This is a genomic window from Sphingomonas sp. (assembly GCF_050725575.1).
Taxonomy (GTDB): Bacteria; Pseudomonadota; Alphaproteobacteria; order Sphingomonadales; family Sphingomonadaceae; genus Sphingomonas.
The window spans coordinates 12,839-29,453 of sequence record NZ_JBOHHW010000063.1 but is presented as its reverse complement, the minus strand read 5'-3'; the positions used below and the strand labels follow the sequence as shown (position 1 = coordinate 29,453).

Genomic DNA, 16,615 nt, shown 5'->3' with positions numbered 1-16,615 from the left:
CCAATGCGCTGCTCGGCGCGCGCTGGAAATTCTCGCCGCGCTGGGAATTGAGCGCCAGCGCCGGCTTCTCCGATTTCACCCGCAACCGGCGCTTCAGCACCCTCGATTTCGGCAAGCCGCTGGGCAATGGCAATTACACGCTGACGGTGGGCAACGCGCCAAAGGACAAATTCCTCAATCGCAACATCCGCGCCGAACTGGCGGGCGTGGTGCCGATCGGCTTCATCAAGAACAATATCCTGATCGGCATTTCGCAGAATGTCCGCGATCGCGACAATCCGAACACGATCAACGCCTCGTTCACGCAGAATCTGATCAATCCGCGCCAGTTCGGTGAAGTACCGTTCGCGCTGCCGAATTATGATCAGACGGTAAATGGCGTGCTGATCAGGGATTACCGCAAGACGCGCATTGACGATGTCGGCTATTATATCTTCGACCGCATCTCGTTCGGCGACTATCTCGACGTGCTCGCCGGCGTGCGCAAATCCGAATATCGCGAATCGGTGCGCTTCAACGATGTGACCTCGTTCAAGGCGTCGCCGACCTCCTTCTCCTATGGCGTGGTGGGCAAGCCGACCAAGTGGATCAGCGTTTACGGCACTTATATCGAAGGACTGGAGACTACGCCGTCGGCGCCAATCACGGCATCGAACGCCGGGTCGCCGCTGCCCCCGACCAACAGTCGCCAATATGAGGCGGGCGTCAAGGTCGAGCCGAAGCACGGCCTTTTGCTGCAGGCCGCCTATTTCAACATCAAGCGCGACGCGGCCTATGTGAACGGGGCGAACCTGTACATCCTCGACGGCAAGCAAGTGTATAAGGGCGTCGAGCTGAGCGTCAGCGGCCAGGTCACACGGGACCTGTCGGTCTATGCCAGCGCCCTGTTCCTGGACGCCAAATATACCGAGGGCGCCCCGACGACATTGACCGTCAACAATACCGGTGTGCCGGTGTTCGACCCGATCACCGGAAGTCGCCAGCAAACCACCACGATCGTCGGTAACCGTGTCGACAATGCCCCCAAAAATACGGTGTCGGTATCGGCCGAGTACAAGCTGACTCCGATCCTCCCCGGCTTTGCGGTCAACGGCGCGGTGTTCCATGTCGGCAGCCGTGCGCTCAACGCCGCCAATCTGGCGATCGTGCCCGGCTATACGATCTTCAACCTCGGGGCCGGCTACACGACCGAGATTTCGGGCGCTGAAACCTCGTTCCGGATCAACTGGGAGAATGTCGGCAACAAGCGTTACTTCGGTTCAGCCGGTGCCGATTTCGTCGCCCAGGGCATCCCGACCGCGATCAAATTCACCATCGCGACCGGCTTCTGACCTTTATGGCGCGGGGTCCGGTGGATCCCGCGCCATTCCTTGATGCGGTTTTCGCATAAAGAATTGCAACTAACTCGTTTGATCTGGCGCTGATGTCGGCCGATCCCGCTTTCCCGACTTCATACATTTTCGTCATGAACCCGGAAAGGAAGCGTCGATGTCAAAGCTGCTCAACGTCTTTAATCGCGCCGCACCCGTCTTCGTGCGCGGCGAAGGCAGCTGGCTCTACGACGACCGCGACAATGCCTGGCTCGACTGTGTCGCCGGCATCGCCACCAATGGGCTCGGCCATTGCAACCCGATCCTGGTCGCGGCGCTGAAGGACCAGGCCGATCGGCTGTGGCACATCTCAAACATGTTCGAGATCCCGGGTCAGGAGGCGCTGGCCGATCGGCTTACCGCCGCGACCTTTGCCGATGTCGCTTTCTTCGCCAATTCGGGATCGGAGGCGATCGAATGCGCGCTGAAAGTGGCGCGGCGCTATCATGCGACGCGCGGCAATCCCGAACGCGATATGATCATCGGCTTCAAGGGGTCATTTCATGGCCGCACCTATGGTGCGATCAACGCGTCGGGCAATCCCGCCTATCTCGACGGTTTCGGCCCCGCGCTGCCCGGCTATCTCCAGCTTGCCATTGATGACTGGGCGGCGATCGCGGACGCCATCGCCGCGCCGACCACCGCCGCGGTGATTATCGAGCCGGTGCAGGGTGAGGGCGGGGCAATTGCCATCGCCGAAGCCTTGCTGCGCGACCTGCGCCGGGCGTGCGACGCAAGCGGCGTGCTGCTGATCCATGATGAGGTGCAATCGGGCATGGGTCGCACCGGCCGGCTGTTCGCGCATCAATGGTATGACGATGTCGCGCCCGACATCATGGCGGTGGCCAAGGCGCTGGGCGGTGGTTTCCCGGTCGGCGCCTGTCTTGCCACCAATCGCGCCGCGAGCGGCATGGTGCCCGGCACGCATGGCTCGACCTTTGGCGGCAACCCGCTGGCCATGGCCGTGGGAATCGCCGCGTTCGACGCGATTGCTGCGCCGGAGATGCTTGCGCATGTCCGTGAGATCAGCGCGCATCTGCGCGACGGCCTCGCCGCACTGAAGGCGCGCTATCCCGAGACGATCGTCGATATCCGCGGCAAGGGGCTGCTGATCGGCGTCAAGCTGGTGGTCAACAACCGCGATTTCATGGCCGCGGCGCGCGACCGGAATTTGCTCGTCGCGGGCTGTGGCGACAATTGTATCCGGCTGCTCCCGCCTCTTACATTGTCGCACGTCGAGGCCGATATCGCGCTTGAGCGGATAGACGAGACCTGCAACGCGATGCTTGGAGTGATGGCGGCCTGATATGACAACGATCTTCGAATCACGCGATCCGGCCAGCGGCGATGTGGTCTGGTCGGGGTCCCCCGCATCGGCGCAGCAATGCGCCGATGCCGTTGCCGCGGCGCGCAATGCGTTCGAAGGCTGGTCGGTAACGAGCGTGGAGGATCGGATCGCGATCGTTCGCCGCTATCAGGACGCGCTCAAGACCAATGCCGAAGCGATGGCCACCGCGATCTCGCGAGAGACCGGCAAGGCATTGTGGGAAACGCGCGCCGAAATCGCCTTGATGATCGGCAAGGTCGATTTGTCGATCGCTGCCCATGCCGAGCGCACCGGCAGCCGTGAACAGGCCGCCGCGTTCGGCCGCGCCGTGCTGCGCCACCGCCCGCACGGCGTGATGGCGGTGCTCGGGCCGTATAATTTCCCCGGCCATCTGCCCAATGGCCATATCGTTCCTGCCTTGCTCGCGGGGAACACGGTGGTGTTCAAGCCATCCGAGGAAACGCCGCTGACCGGTGAGCTGATCGGCGCGGCAATGCGCGAAGCGGGTGTACCTGCGGGCGTGTTCGCCGTGGTGCAGGGCGGCCGCGATACCGGTGCGGCATTGCTTGAACAGGACATCGATGGGCTGCTGTTCACTGGATCGGCCGGTGCCGGCGCGCATTTCGCGCGCGTCTTTGCCGATCGGCCCAAGGTGATCCTCGCGCTTGAACTGGGCGGCAACAATCCACTCATTGCCTGGGATGGAGATAGCGATGCGATCGCCTCGATCGTCGTGGCGTCGGCCTTCATCACCACGGGCCAGCGCTGCTCTTGCGCGCGCCGCCTGATCGTGCCGCAGGGCGCCGCCGGTGATGCGATCGTCGCTGCCGTCGTGGCGTTAACCGAACGGCTGGTGATCGGTGCCTGGAATGACGATCCCGAGCCGTTCATGGGGCCGCTGATCTCACCCGCCGCGGCTACCCGCGTCTCGGAACAGGTCGCCGAGCTCGAACGGCGCGGTGCGCTTCCCATTCGCCGGCTCGAGGCGGTGGCAGGCCGCCCCACGGCTTTTCTCAACCCAGCCATTTTCGATGTGACCGGCGTGGATGCGCCCGATGAGGAAATGTTCGGCCCGGTACTGCAAGTGATCCGCGTCGCCGATTTCGATGCCGCGATCGAGGCCGCCAATGCCACGCGCTTCGGTCTGTCCGCCGGGCTGGTCACTGACGACGATGCCTTGTGGGAGACATTCCTGCGCCGCATCCGCGCCGGCGTGGTCAATCGCAACCGGCCGACCACCGGCGCTGCCGGGTCGATGCCGTTCGGCGGCCTGGGTGCCTCGGGCAATCATCGCCCCAGCGCCTATTACGCCGCCGATTACTGCGCCTATCCGGTCGCCAGCTTCGAGGCCGACACGGTGGTCGATCAGCGCAGCGACCTGAAGGGCGTGCGCGGCTGAGGCGTCGGAGCGTTATTGAAGAGTCCGGTCTTTCCGATATGCCTCTTCTATTGCTTCCCCGGCCTTCGCCGGGGAAGCAAGAAAGATGAAGAGGGTGGCCGCCTATCATGGTCGGAATTCGGTCAATCCAGTTCGTTCCGGCACCGGCATTGCGACTGGCGGCGATTCAACAAAGCTGCGGGATGCGCCACGGTGACGGTCGGACGAAACGCCAGCCGGCGTGCCGCCCCGCTCTTTGACATGACTGGAAAACATCGAACGTTCCGACGCTGCTGTTTTGGCGCTGAACAGCATGCTGTTCCTTGCTGTTATCATGCTGTTATCGCGCTGTTGCGGATAACAGCATAATTCGGCACAAACTATTGGAAACAAGCCGAAATTTTTCGGTCCAAATCCAACTTAACAGCAGGGGAAAATTTCCCCTGAAATAACAGCACGAAACAGCAGGCAAATCGCGGCCCGATATTGATGCGACTCGCTTGCCGACAGCCGCCCGATCGCTGATTGGCCCTAGAATCCGGCGGCGGTCGGAATGCCATGCTCGACCGATGGCGGCGCGGCGAAATGGCCCGCGACCAGTCGCCGCCACTCGGCGAATTCGGGTGTGTCGCGAAATGCCAGATGCGCTTCGACTGAGTCCCAGGCGATGATCAGCCAGTAACGGCCAGCCACCTCATGCGACCGACGCAGGCGCATCGCATGGCATCCGGCGGCTGCCTTGAACAAGGGCATCGCTTCCGCCGCGGCCGCCTCGAACGCGGCTTCGCTGCCTGGTATCACATCGATCCGCGCGATTTCGTCGATCATTCGTTTCCTCGCTCCTCATCGATCCGGGTGGTGACGCCGGTCGCGACAATCGTACGCGTCGCGTCGATCGAGGCATAGGTCCACAGGATCGACATCGGTTCGCTGTCGGAGATGTTGCGAAAGAAATGCGGCACCTCGGCCGGGATCCAGGTCGTGTCGCGCGCGATCAGGTCGGTCTCGACCCCGTCGATATGGGCACGCGCCCGGCCCGACAGCACAACCACGCTTTCCTCGCAATTATGCGTGTGGAGCGGCACTGCCGCACCGGGATCAAGCGTGGTGATGCCATTGAGCATCGCGCGCGACCCGACCCGTGCGGTGACCAGCGGCGTGGTGCGGATGCCGCCGCCGCGATCCTTTACCGGCAGGTCGGCGGGGCGCTGGATCACGCCGCTCATGCCGCCACCGCCTGTGGTGCCGGGTCGATCCGCACGGTCTTCATATTGGTGAACTCCCGCAATCCATGGTCGCCAAGCTCGCGGCCATAGCCCGATTGCTTGATCCCACCGAACGGCACGCGCGGGTCGGACGCGACCACGGCGTTGACGAACACCGCGCCGGCATCGATCCGCCGCACCAATGTCCGGGCACGATCGAGGTCGGCGGTCCACAGCGACGCGCCAAGCCCGAAGGCCGTGCGGTTGGCCAGCGCAACCGCGTCCTCAACGTCGCGCGCGCGTACGATCGCTGCGGCCGGCCCGAACGTTTCCTCATCGAACGCGGCCATGCCCGGCGCGACGCGGTCGAGCAGCGTTGCCGGATAATGGAACCCCGGCCCGTCAGGTATCGCCCCGCCGCTCAGCAGCCGCGCGCCGCTGGCGACACTGCGCCGTACCTGATCGTCGATCGCGCTGCGCAGATTGGCGCGCGCCATTGGCCCGAGCCCGGTCGCACGATCGAGCGGGTCACCCATGGTCAGCCGGCCGGCATGATTGAGGAAGCAGTCGACGAACCGGTCATGCACCGCCGCCTCGACGATGAAGCGCTTGGCATTGACACAGCTTTGCCCGGCATTGGTGAAGCGCGCCATCACCGCCATGCGTGCGGCATGGTCGGGATCGGCATCGGCCAGCACGATGAACGGGTCCGACCCGCCCAGCTCAAGCACCTGCTTCTTCAGCGCGCGGCCGGCCTGTGCGGCGACGATTGTGCCGACCTCGGTCGATCCGGTCAGCGTGACCGCGGCGATGCGCGGATCGCCGATGATCGCTGCGACCTGATCGGCTTCAGTGATCGCCGCTCCGAACAGCCCGGCGGGGCAGCCCGCCTCGGCGATCACCTCGGCAATCGCCAGCGCGCAGCCAGTGACGTTGCCGGCATGTTTCAGGATCACGCCATTGCCCGCCGCCAGCGCCGGCGCGACGAAGCGGAACACCTGCCACAACGGATAATTCCACGGCATGATCGCCAGCACCACGCCAAGCGGATCGAACATCAGCTCGGTATTGGCGACGTTTGCTACCTTTGTGTCGGCCAGCATCGCCGGCGCGGCGTTGGCGTAGAAATCGCAGTTGATCGCGCATTTCTCGACCTCGGCCTCGGCCTCGCCGATCGGCTTGCCCATTTCCGCGACGATCAGCCGCGCCAGATCCGGCTTGCGCTCGCGCAATCGTGCCGCGATCGCGCGCAGCAACGCCGTGCGTTCCGCGATCGGTGCGGTGCGCCAGCGCCCCTGCACTCGCGCCGCGCGGTCGAGGATCGCGTCGATCTCGGCCGGGGTATGGACGTCGTAGCGCGCAATCTCGCCGCCGGTGGCCGGATTGATCGAGACGATCATGCCTGCTGGCCCCGGATCGCGGCGATCACCGCATCGGCAAATGCCTGGGTGCCGAGTGGTCCGCCGACATCGCGCGTCCGCTTGGCCGGATCGGCCAGCACGCTCTCGACCGCGGCTTCGACCCGCCGCCCGCACGCGCCGAGCGCCGCATCGCCGCTGCGCCGCGCCTGCCAGTCGAGCAGCATCGCCGCCGACAGGATCAGCGAGGTGGGATTGGCGATGCCCTGGCCCTGAATGTCTGGCGCGGAGCCATGCTGTGCCTGCGCGACGCAGATCGCGTCGCCCTGGTTGATCGACCCGCCAAGGCCAAGGCTGCCGCTCAGTTCCGAGGCTTCGTCGGACAATATGTCGCCGAACATGTTGGTGGTGACGATCACGTCGAACCGCTCCGGGCTGCGTATCAATAGTGCGGCGGCGGCATCGACGATCACTTCGTCGAGCGTCAGGTCGGGGAATTCGGCCGCGACCTTGCGCACTTCGCGGAGGAACAGGCCGTCGGTCAGCTTGAGCACATTCGCCTTGTGCACCGCGGTCACGCGCTTTGAGCGGCCCATCGCAATCTCGCACGCGGCGCGGGTGACGCGCGCACAGGCCGCGGCAGTGATCTTGCGGATCGCGAATGCGCTGTCGGCATCGGGCATGAATTCGCCCGGCCCGGCATGCATACTGCGGTCGGCATAGAAACCCTCGGTATTCTCGCGCACGATCACCAGGTCCATCGGCTTGCGCAAAATGCTCAGCCCCGCGCGCGACCGGCACGGGCGGATATTGGCATAGAGCGCGAACCGGGTGCGCAACGCCGCTGACGGGTTGGGCATGCCGGCGGGATAGTCATAATGCGAGACCGGGCCGAGGATCACCCCGTCCGCCCCGGGGATCGCGTCGAGCACCGCCTCGGGCAGGGTCGTGCCCTGCTCGGCCAGGCTCTTCAGCCCGATGTCGCGCTGCTCGACCTCAAGCACCACGCCCGACGCATCGGCGGCGGCGTGCAGCACCGCCAGCGTCGCCGCGGTGATTTCCGGGCCGATCCCGTCGCCGGGCAGAACGAGCAGCTGCATCAGATTATCCTCATCTTGGGGCGGGCGCGAAGATCATGCAGGTCGGGCTGCCGGTGGTCATCACCGGCACCGGGGGCGCCAGCCGTCCGGTCGCCGGGTCAATCGCGAGGCGGCAGATCGAATCACTATCCTCATTGGCGGTGAACAGCGCACCGCCGCCCGGCGCGACCGCGAAGAAGCGCGGCGTCCGCCCGCCCGATGTCTGCCAGCTGCCCGCGCCAAGGCGCCCGGTCGCCGGATCGACAGGGAAACTCGCGATCGTGTCGCTGCCGCGATTGGACGCGAAGACATGCCGGCCATCGGGCGACACAGCGATCTCCGACCCGCGGCTGGTGCCGGTGAAATCGTCACGCACGGCGGACACGATTTGCATCGCGGTCAGCGTCCCCGCCGCCGCATCGACACGCGCCGCGACGATGGTCGGGTTCAGCTCGTCGACGATATAGGCAAAGGGCAGGACAGGGTGGAACGCGAGATGGCGCGGCCCGGCGCCCTCACGCGACAGCATCGGCGTTCCGGCCGGCTGCAGCTTGCCCGACGCATCGAGCCGGAGGGTGAAGACGCGGTCGAGCCCCTTGTCCGGCACCGCGATCAACGCACCTTTAGGATCGAAGCAGATCTGGTGCGGCTTGGCAAAGGGCTGTTCGGTGCGGTGCGGCCCGATCGGTCCAGTCAGCGGCGCCAGGTCGGTGACCGGTCCGAGCCGCCCGTCATCACCGATCGGCAGCACCGCGACGTTCGACACGAAGCCGTCCACCGTCAGGTGATTGGCGACCAGTAGGAATTTGCTGGTCGGATCGACCGCCAGATGCACCGGGTTCTTGCCCTGGCAGGCCTGCTTGCCGATAAAGCCGAGCGTACCGGTCTTCGCATCGATCGCAAAGGCGCTCACCTCGTTGCCGTCGCCATGCACGGTGAACAGGAAGCGGCGCTGCTGGTCGAACGCCAGGAATGCCGGGTTGACGATCCCGTCGAGCGACTGGACGATCTGCCACAGCCCGTCGGGCCGGATCCGCGCCACGGTGATGCCGTTGCCGCGCGCATTGCGCTCCCGCGTCGTGCGGCAGCCGATATAGACGAGCTGGCCGGTGGTTGTGTTGTCCATCGCTAATCCTCCCGCGATCAGCCGGCTGGTGCCGAGCGCCGTGACCGCCAGCATCGCCGACCCCAGCATCGTGCGGCGCGCGATCCCCGTGGCGGCGCGCGGCGCTGATGCTATACGCTTGTCGATGCCCTCGCCCGCCAATCCCGTTCCGATCCGCTTAGCCGCCTCTCGCGTGCTCATTTGCATTTTGAATGCGCAAAAGTCTATAGGCAATTCGATCATGGGGACGAGATGACCGACAGGCTGGCCGATCGCGTCGCGCGACAGATCATCGAGCATGTCCGCGCACGCGCCTTGCCCGAGGGCGCGCATCTTGCAGCGCAGGAACTCGCCGATCTGTTCAAGGTGTCACGCGCGCCGGTGACCGCGGCACTGCGCGCGCTCGAACAGACCGGCGCCGTGCGCTCGATCCCCAATCGCGGCTTCTTCGTCGCTGCCGCCGACGCCGTGCCGTTGCCGCCCGAGGGGCGCGACGGTGAGGATGATCTCTACAATGCGATCGTCGACCAGCGTCTGGCCGAGACACTCCCCGACAAGGTCAGCGAGAATGAGCTGATGCGCCATTTCGGCGTGACTCGCGCGCGGTTGCAGCGCACCCTCGCGCAGATCGCCGATGAAGGCTGGGTCGAGCGGCTGCCCGGCCATGGCTGGCAATTCAGCACCACGCTGCACACCGCCGAATCCTATGAACAGGCCTATCGCTTCCGTGGCATGATCGAGACTCAGGCGCTGCTCCAGCCCGGCTATAAGGTGGTGCCCGAGGAGCTGGCGCGGCTGCGCGCCGAGCAGCAGGGCCTGCTTGACGGCACGATCGATGCATTGCCGCGTGCGCGCCTGTTCGAGCTCAATTCGGGCTTCCACGAAACCATCATCAGTTGGTCGGGTAATCCGTTCTTTCTCGATTCGCTACGGCGCATCAACCGCCTGCGTCGGCTGATCGAATTCCGTGTCACCGGCGACCGCAGCCGGCTCGATCAGCAATGCCGCGAGCATCTCGCCTTGCTCGATATGCTCGAACGCGGCGACCTTCTGATCGCTGCCGAATTCATGCGCGGCCATCTGGTTCATGCGCTGGCGGTCAAGGAACGTGCACTGCAGCGTCTCACCGAATAATTGCACTTTGCATTTACATAATGTAGTCGTGCCTCGATCCATCGGGGGACGACCATGCAGCCTGCCATCGCAGCCGATTACGAAACGCTGGAGCGGAGCGTGCCGCGCAAGGTGTTCTGGCGCATCATCCCCTTCTGTTTCGCGCTCTACGTCATCTCCTATATCGACCGCGCCAATATCGGTTACGCCGCGCTGCAGATGAATGCCGAGCTGGCATTGTCGAGCCAGGCGTTCGGCTTTGCCGCCGGTGTGTTCTTCATCGGCTATTTCCTGTTCGAAGTGCCGAGCAACATGGCGCTGCTGCGCTTCGGGCCGCGCAAATGGATCGCGCGCATCCTGCTCAGCTGGGGCGTGGTTTCGATCCTCACGGCGTTCGTGCAGAGCGCGATGCAGCTCTATGTGCTGCGCTTCCTGCTCGGCGTGGCGGAGGCCGGCTTCTTCCCGGGCATCATCCTCTATCTGACCCTGTGGTTCCGCACCAAGGAACAGGCGACGGTGATCGCGCTATTCACCGCTGCGATCCCGGTCTCCTATATATTGGGCGGCCCGCTCAGCACGCTGATCATGGAGCATATCCGCTGGTTCGGCTTCAGCGGCTGGCGCTGGATGCTGTTCCTCGAAGGATTGCCGGCGATCCTCGGCGGCGTGGCGACCTATTGGCTGCTCACCGACCGCCCGGATCAGGCGCGTTGGCTCAAGCCGGCCGAGCGCGACTGGCTCGCCGCGGAGATGGCGCGCGAGCATGCCCCGGCGGCCGGACGGCGCACGCTCGGCACGCTCGCCGCGATCACTCATCCCAAGGTGCTGTACCTGGCCCTGGTCTATTTCGCCTATCAATGCGGCAGCCTCGGCGTCGGTTACTGGCTGCCGCAGATCGTGCGCGGCCTGTCGAGCGAGGCGTCGACCTTCGAGATCGGGCTGATCTCGACCTTCCCCTATGTCGTCGCGACGATCGGCATGGTGCTGTGGTCGCGCCATTCGGACCAGAAGGGCGAGCGCTTCCTGCACACCGCCTTGCCGCTGCTCGCCGCATCGCTTGCGCTTGGCGCGATCGGGCTGGCGACCAATACGGTGTTCGCGGTCGGGCTGGTCACCGTCGCGCTGACTGGCCTGTATGCGTTCAAGGCGCCGTTCTGGGCGCTGCCCGGCCTGTTCCTGTCGCGCGGCACCGCGGCGATCGCGATCGCCGCGATCAATTCGATCGGCAATCTCGGCGGCTTTGCCGGCCCCTATCTGATCGGCGTGATCAAGGATGCGACCGGCAGCGCGATGGCCGGGCTGATCTTCCTCGCCATCCTCACCTTCGTCGCGTTCGTCATGATCTGGTTCGAATGGCTGGGTTCGGATGCGCGGACTCAGGGTGAATGGACGCAGGGCGAATGAGCGGGCCAAGGTTGCTCGACTTGCCCGGCGCGATCGGGCCGGCTCTCACTCGCTTGCCTTGGGTGCATCGCATCCTGATCGAGAATCTGCTTCGCCGCAGTGCGGACGATCCCGCCGCCATGGCGACGCTCGACCGCTGGCTGGCGGACGGCAGCAGCGATGCGGAGATACCCTTCTACCCCGCACGCATCATGATGCACGACACCACCTGCGTGCCGGCCCTGGTCGATCTCGCCGCCGCGCGCGATGCGGTCGCGGCGGCCGGCGGCGATCCGCGCGCGCTCGACCCGGTGGTGGCGGTCGATGTGTCGACCGACCATTCGATCGCGGTCGATCATTTCGGCACGCGCGACGCGATGCAACGCAATCTGGCGCGCGAGGCGGAGCGTAACGGCGAACGCTTCCGGCTGATGAAATGGGCTGACCGGTCGACGGCGAGCCTGACCGTCCATCCGCCCGGCACCGGCATCATGCACACGCTCAATCTCGAACGGCTCGCCAGCGTCGTCGCGCTTGAGCGGCGTGACGGCGAGGATTGGCTGATCCCCGACACGCTGATCGGCACCGACAGCCATACGCCGATGATCAACGGCATTGGCGTGCTCGGCTGGGGCGTGGGCGGGCTCGAGGCGGAGGCGGCGATGCTTGGTGCGCCGGTGATGCTGCGCGTGCCGCGTGTGGTCGGCGTCGAGCTGACCGGGTCGCTCGGCGAAGGCGTGCTGGCGACCGATCTCGCGCTGGCCGTCACCCACCGGCTGCGCCAGATCGACCTCGCCAATCGCTTCGTCGAATTCCTCGGCCCCGGCGTCGCCGCGCTGTCGGCCGGCGAGCGCGCCGTCGTTGCGAACATGGCGCCGGAATATGGCGCGACCACCGCCTTCTTCCCGATCGACCAGCATACGCTTGACTATCTCCGCGCCACTGGCCGCGATCCCGCCGCGATCGATCGCGTGCGCGATTATGCGCTGGCTCAGTCGCTGTGGTTCGATCCGGCAGCACGGCCCGATTATGATCAGGTGATCGCGATCGACCTGTCGGCGGTCACGCCCGCAGTCGCCGGCCCGTCGCGGCCGCAGGACCTGCTGCCGCTCGATCGCATCGCCGCCATGCTGCCCGCGCCGGCGCCGCAGACCGACCCGGTCATCCCGCACGGCGCGGTCGCGATCGCGGCGATCACCAGTTGCACCAACACCAGTGACCCGCGCCTGCTGATCGCGGCGGGGCTGCTGGCGCATCGGGCGCGGCGTGCCGGCCTGAGGACCAAGCCATGGGTGAAGACCTCGCTGGCCCCCGGGTCACCCTCCGCCGCCGGCTTGCTCCAGCGTGCCGGGCTGCTTGAGGATCTCGAGGCACTGGGTTTCGCGATCGTCGGCATTGGCTGCACCACCTGTATCGGCAATTCCGGGCCGCTGGTGCCGGCAATGCGTGATGCGATCGGGCGCGGCACGGTCGCGCCGGTCGCGATCCTGTCGGGCAACCGCAATTTCCCCGGCCGGGTCCATGTCGATATCCAGGCGAGCTTTCTAGCCTCGCCACCTTTGGTCATCGCCTTCGCGCTGCGTGGTGATGCTGCGGGCGATATCGCGCGCGATCCGATCGGCACCGGTGCTGATGGCGCGCCGGTCCATCTCGCCGATCTCTGGCCGAGCGGGGCTGAGATCGATGCCGCACTGGCGCTGGCAGCGGACCCCGGCGACATCCAGCGTGCCTTTGATCAAGCGGAGAAGAATCCCGTGTGGCGCGATCTCGACGCGCCGTCGGGCGCGCTGTTCGACTGGGATCCGGCCTCGACCTATTTGCGCCCGCCGCCCTTTGCCGGTGCGGGCGCGCACCGCGTGCCGCGCTCGATGAGCCTGCACCCGTTGCTCGTGCTCGGCGACGATATCACCACGGACCATATCTCGCCCGCCGGTGCGATCCCGCCGGACAGCGACGCGGCGCGCTGGCTGATCGATCGCGGCGCCGACCCCGGCGACCTCAATGTCTATGCGTCGCGGCGCGGCAATTGGGAGGTGATGCTGCGCGGGCTGTTCACCAACCCGGCGGTGCGCAACCGGCTTGCCGACGATCTGCCCGCCGGCTGGACGATCCATGCGCCGAGCGGCGACCGGATGCCGCTCTGGCAAGCGGCGCAAGCCTATGCCGCGGCAAGCGAGCCGCTCGCGATCGTCGCCGGCGATCGCTACGGCATGGGCTCGTCGCGCGACTGGGCGGCAAAGGGCGCCTGGCTGCTCGGGGTGCGCGCGGTGATCGCCTCCAGCTTCGAACGCATCCATCGCAGCAATTTGATCAACCTGGCGATCCTGCCGATCCAAGTGCCGCGCGAGACCGCGCTCGCGCTGCGTACGCTTCGGCCCGGCGATTGTCTCGCGATCGACCTCACCGCGCCGCTGTCGCCACGCGGCGCATTGCCGGTCGCACTGCACCGCGCCGACGGATCGATCGAAGCTATTCCCGCCCACGCGGCGATCGAGACGCAGAGCGAAGTGGCGATGCTGATGGACGGCGGCCTGCTCCCGGCGCTGGTCAGCCGGTTGATCGGCCAGCCCTGATCTACCGGGCCCGCCCAATCCGCGACCAGACTGATTTGGCGATCTGCACATCCTGGATCGCCACCCCGGTCAGGTCTGCCACCACGATCTCGTCATCGCCGAAATCGATCGGTGCCGCGAGCAGCTCGCCCAGTTCGATCAGCGCGCTGCCGTCGATCAGCCCGGCGGCGATCGCGCTCGCCGTATCGCCATGATCAATGCACTGCACGCGCGAATCGACCACGATCCGTGCCTGCGCCATCAGCCCGGCGGCGACTTCATTCTTGCCCGGCATGTCCGCGCCAACCGCGACGATGCGCATTCCCGGCCGCGCCATCTCGGCGGTCAAATGCGGTACGGTCGAGGGCGTGGTGGTGACGATCAGGTCAGCGCGCGCGGCGAGTTCGGGCAGCGTCACCACCTCGCCACCGACCACGGCGGCACGGCCCGGATCGCGTGCCCAGACCAGCAGTTCCTCGATACCCAAAGCGCGCTGGATCGCTCGCGCCTGAAGCTTCGCCTGGCTGCCCGACCCGATAATGCCCAGCACCTTCGTGTCGCGCCGTGCGATCGCCCGCGCGGCGATGGCCCCGCCCAATGCGGTGCGCAGATCGGTCAGCTGCCCCTCGTCATGCAGGATCGCCTGCACTTCGCCGGTCACGGCGCTGGCAATGGCGATAAAGCCATTGCCGCTGCTCAGGCCGATTGCCGGATTGCGGTAGAAGCTGGTGGCGACCTTGATCGCGAACAGATCATCGCCGTGCAGCGACGCCCCCTTCACATGGCAATCGCCCAGCGCATCGGGAAATTGCAGATGGCCGACCGCCATCACGTCCGCGCCCCCGGCGCTGAAACGGCGAAACCCGTCCTCGATCAGTGCGGTGATCTCATCCTCGTCGATCGCGGCGAGGATCTCGGGCAGGGCGACAATCCTCATGCGCCGGTTCTCAACCGCGCGAGCTCGCCGTAAATGGTCGCGCGGCTGATGCCGAGGATCGCGGCGACATATTCGGGCGCGCGCTTGCCCTCGAATCCGCCATTGACGAACAGCGCCTCGATCAGCGCGCGCCGCCCGGCCCGGTCGAGCCGCGCGATCGTGGTTGCCTGTTCGGCGGTCCAGGCGGCGATGAAGCGGTTGATCCGCTCATGCCAATCCTCCTTGAACAGCGCGATCGCGTCATCGGTCGAGTCTGCTGCGCCCAGGAAACCGTGCAGCATGCGCCGCACCGCATCGAACTCGGTCACATCGGCATTGATGCACATCAGCCCGATCGGGCGCAGCGCCGCGTCGCGCAGCACGATCGAAATCGACTTGATCAGCCGCCCGTCGAAATTGACCTTCTCATAGGGCCCCAGCACATCGACATCATCGGCAAAGCGGCTGCCCTTCAAGTCCGACGGATCGCCGACCTTGCGCGGCGAGAAGGGGTTGACCACGCACGCCACGCTGTCGCTCGCCAGGTCATGCACCGCCACTTCGACGAACGGCGTGAACAAAGCGGCAATGCCCTGCGCCACCGCGAAATGCGGCCGCAGCGGCGATGCCGCAACCAGATCCGCGGTCGGTTTTTCGGCGCGCTTGTGCATTCCCATCATCCTGACTAATAAGTCCAGATTAGACTTATGATCCAAAGATTGCCGACGCGCAAGGAGAACCCCGATGACCAGCCTGTTCGACCGTATCCTCGACGCACACGCCGGCATCCGGCCGCAGGTTCCGGTCTCGACGCTTGAACGCAGCTCCGCGCTCTCCGCATCGCTTGGCTGTGAAGTGATGCTCAAGACCGAGCATCTGATGCCGACCGGATCGTTCAAGGTGCGCGGCTCGGCCAACAAGATCCGCACCCTTGGCGATACGGCGCGGGGCGGGGTGATCACCGCCTCGACCGGCAATCACGGCCAGGGCGTGGCGCGCGCCGGCAAGCTGGCGGGCGTGCCGGTCACCGTCTATGTCGGCAACACCACCCCGCAATCCAAGATGCGCGCGATCGAGGCGCTCGGCGCGGAACTGGTGGTGATCGACGGCCCGGCGCTCGACGCCGAGATCGAGGCGCGGCGGCAATCCGAGCTGCAGGGCAAGCCCTATGTCGCGCCCTATAACGACTTTGACACGATCGCCGGGCAGGGCACGCTCGGCCTGGAACTGGTCGACCAAGCGCCCGATCTCGATGCGGTGTTCATCTGCGTCGGCGGCGGCGGGCTGATCGGCGGGGTCGGCACTGCGCTCAAGCAATTGAGCCCGCAGACCCGGATCATCGGCGTGTGGCCGGCGGCATCGACCTGCATGCTTGATTCGCTCAAGGCCGGCGAGATCATCGAGACGCCCGAGACCGACACTCTGTCCGACGGCTCCTCCGGCGCGATCGAGCCTGGATCGGTGACCTTCCCGATCTGCCAGGCGGTGATCGACGAGACGCTGACGGTCAGCGAAGTCGAGATTGCGCGCGCGATGCGCCGCATCGCCGAGGGCGAGCGCTGGATCGTCGAGGGATCGGCCGGTGTCGCGCTCGCCGGATTGATCCAGAGTGCCGAGACATGGCGGGGCAAGAAAGTCGCAGTGGTGCTGTGCGGCCGCAACGTGGCCCTGCCGACCTTTCTCGGTGCGATGGAATTGGCCGCCACTGCGTGAACGAGTCTCAGTCCGTGACAGGTCGGTGACGGCATTGCACGATACGGACTCAAAGGGGGGAAATATTCCCACGCATATAGACCGTCGGTCCAGCGACCGGCAGAGATAGAGAGGAA

General features: G+C 65.8%; 14 protein-coding genes. 7 read left to right on the top strand and 7 right to left on the bottom strand.

Going from position 1 to position 16,615, the window contains the following annotated elements:
- The 3 genes from ACRECS_RS25005 to astD form a co-directional block, all read left to right on the top strand.
- Positions 1-1,331, top strand: a 1,331-nt coding sequence (locus ACRECS_RS25005; RefSeq protein WP_431585685.1) for a TonB-dependent receptor, incomplete at its 5' end; no start/stop codon positions are given.
- A 157-nt stretch (positions 1,332-1,488) separates the two neighbouring features.
- The gene (locus tag ACRECS_RS25000) at positions 1,489-2,676 is read left to right on the top strand and encodes an aspartate aminotransferase family protein (RefSeq protein ID WP_431585684.1); all 1,188 of its coding nucleotides are present in this window, start codon (positions 1,489-1,491) and stop codon (positions 2,674-2,676) included.
- A 1-nt stretch (position 2,677) separates the two neighbouring features.
- Positions 2,678-4,096, top strand: coding sequence for a succinylglutamate-semialdehyde dehydrogenase (astD, locus tag ACRECS_RS24995; protein WP_431585683.1), 1,419 nt, complete (start codon positions 2,678-2,680; stop codon positions 4,094-4,096).
- Between the two features lie 510 nt (positions 4,097-4,606).
- Here astD and ACRECS_RS24990 read toward each other — a convergent pair.
- The 5 genes from ACRECS_RS24990 to ACRECS_RS24970 are packed head-to-tail and all read right to left on the bottom strand — an operon-like array spanning position 4,607 to position 9,023.
- Positions 4,607-4,903 carry a putative quinol monooxygenase gene (locus ACRECS_RS24990; protein ID WP_431585682.1) on the bottom strand — a complete coding sequence of 99 codons (297 nt, stop codon included), beginning with the start codon at positions 4,901-4,903 and terminating at the stop codon, positions 4,607-4,609.
- Positions 4,900-5,301, bottom strand: a complete 402-nt coding sequence (locus ACRECS_RS24985) for a cupin domain-containing protein (protein WP_431585681.1) — start codon at positions 5,299-5,301, stop codon at positions 4,900-4,902. The genes ACRECS_RS24990 and ACRECS_RS24985 overlap by 4 nt, the downstream gene beginning before the upstream one ends.
- Positions 5,298-6,680 (bottom strand): NAD-dependent succinate-semialdehyde dehydrogenase, encoded by a 1,383-nt coding sequence (locus tag ACRECS_RS24980; RefSeq protein WP_431585680.1) that lies wholly within the window; start codon positions 6,678-6,680, stop codon positions 5,298-5,300. Before ACRECS_RS24980 ends, ACRECS_RS24985 begins: the two co-directional genes overlap by 4 nt.
- Positions 6,677-7,738 (bottom strand): isocitrate/isopropylmalate dehydrogenase family protein, encoded by a 1,062-nt coding sequence (locus tag ACRECS_RS24975; protein ID WP_431585679.1) that lies wholly within the window; start codon positions 7,736-7,738, stop codon positions 6,677-6,679. Before ACRECS_RS24975 ends, ACRECS_RS24980 begins: the two co-directional genes overlap by 4 nt.
- Positions 7,739-7,748: 10 nt before the next feature.
- The gene (locus tag ACRECS_RS24970; protein WP_431585678.1) at positions 7,749-9,023 is read right to left on the bottom strand and encodes a lactonase family protein; all 1,275 of its coding nucleotides are present in this window, start codon (positions 9,021-9,023) and stop codon (positions 7,749-7,751) included.
- Between the two features lie 51 nt (positions 9,024-9,074).
- Between ACRECS_RS24970 and ACRECS_RS24965 the strand changes: the two genes are divergently transcribed.
- The 3 genes from ACRECS_RS24965 to acnA are packed head-to-tail and all read left to right on the top strand — an operon-like array spanning position 9,075 to position 13,891.
- Complete coding sequence (locus ACRECS_RS24965) at positions 9,075-9,956, top strand: GntR family transcriptional regulator (RefSeq protein WP_431585677.1); 882 nt, start codon at positions 9,075-9,077, stop codon at positions 9,954-9,956.
- Between the two features lie 54 nt (positions 9,957-10,010).
- Positions 10,011-11,339: an MFS transporter gene (locus ACRECS_RS24960; protein WP_431585676.1), complete on the top strand. Its 1,329-nt coding sequence runs from the start codon at positions 10,011-10,013 to the stop codon at positions 11,337-11,339.
- Positions 11,336-13,891, top strand: a complete 2,556-nt coding sequence (acnA, locus tag ACRECS_RS24955; RefSeq protein WP_431585675.1) for an aconitate hydratase AcnA — start codon at positions 11,336-11,338, stop codon at positions 13,889-13,891. Before ACRECS_RS24960 ends, acnA begins: the two co-directional genes overlap by 4 nt.
- Position 13,892: 1 nt before the next feature.
- Here the strand turns inward: acnA and ACRECS_RS24950 are convergent, their stop codons facing one another.
- Positions 13,893-14,807, bottom strand: a complete 915-nt coding sequence (locus ACRECS_RS24950; RefSeq protein ID WP_431585674.1) for a hypothetical protein — start codon at positions 14,805-14,807, stop codon at positions 13,893-13,895.
- Positions 14,804-15,457, bottom strand: coding sequence for a helix-turn-helix transcriptional regulator (locus tag ACRECS_RS24945; protein WP_431585673.1), 654 nt, complete (start codon positions 15,455-15,457; stop codon positions 14,804-14,806). Before ACRECS_RS24945 ends, ACRECS_RS24950 begins: the two co-directional genes overlap by 4 nt.
- A 73-nt stretch (positions 15,458-15,530) precedes the next feature.
- Here ACRECS_RS24945 and ACRECS_RS24940 point away from each other — a divergent pair, with 73 nt between their 5' ends.
- Entirely contained in the window at positions 15,531-16,499 is a 969-nt protein-coding gene (locus ACRECS_RS24940; protein ID WP_431585672.1) for a threonine/serine dehydratase, read from the top strand.
- The last annotated feature ends 116 nt before the right edge of the window (positions 16,500-16,615 follow it).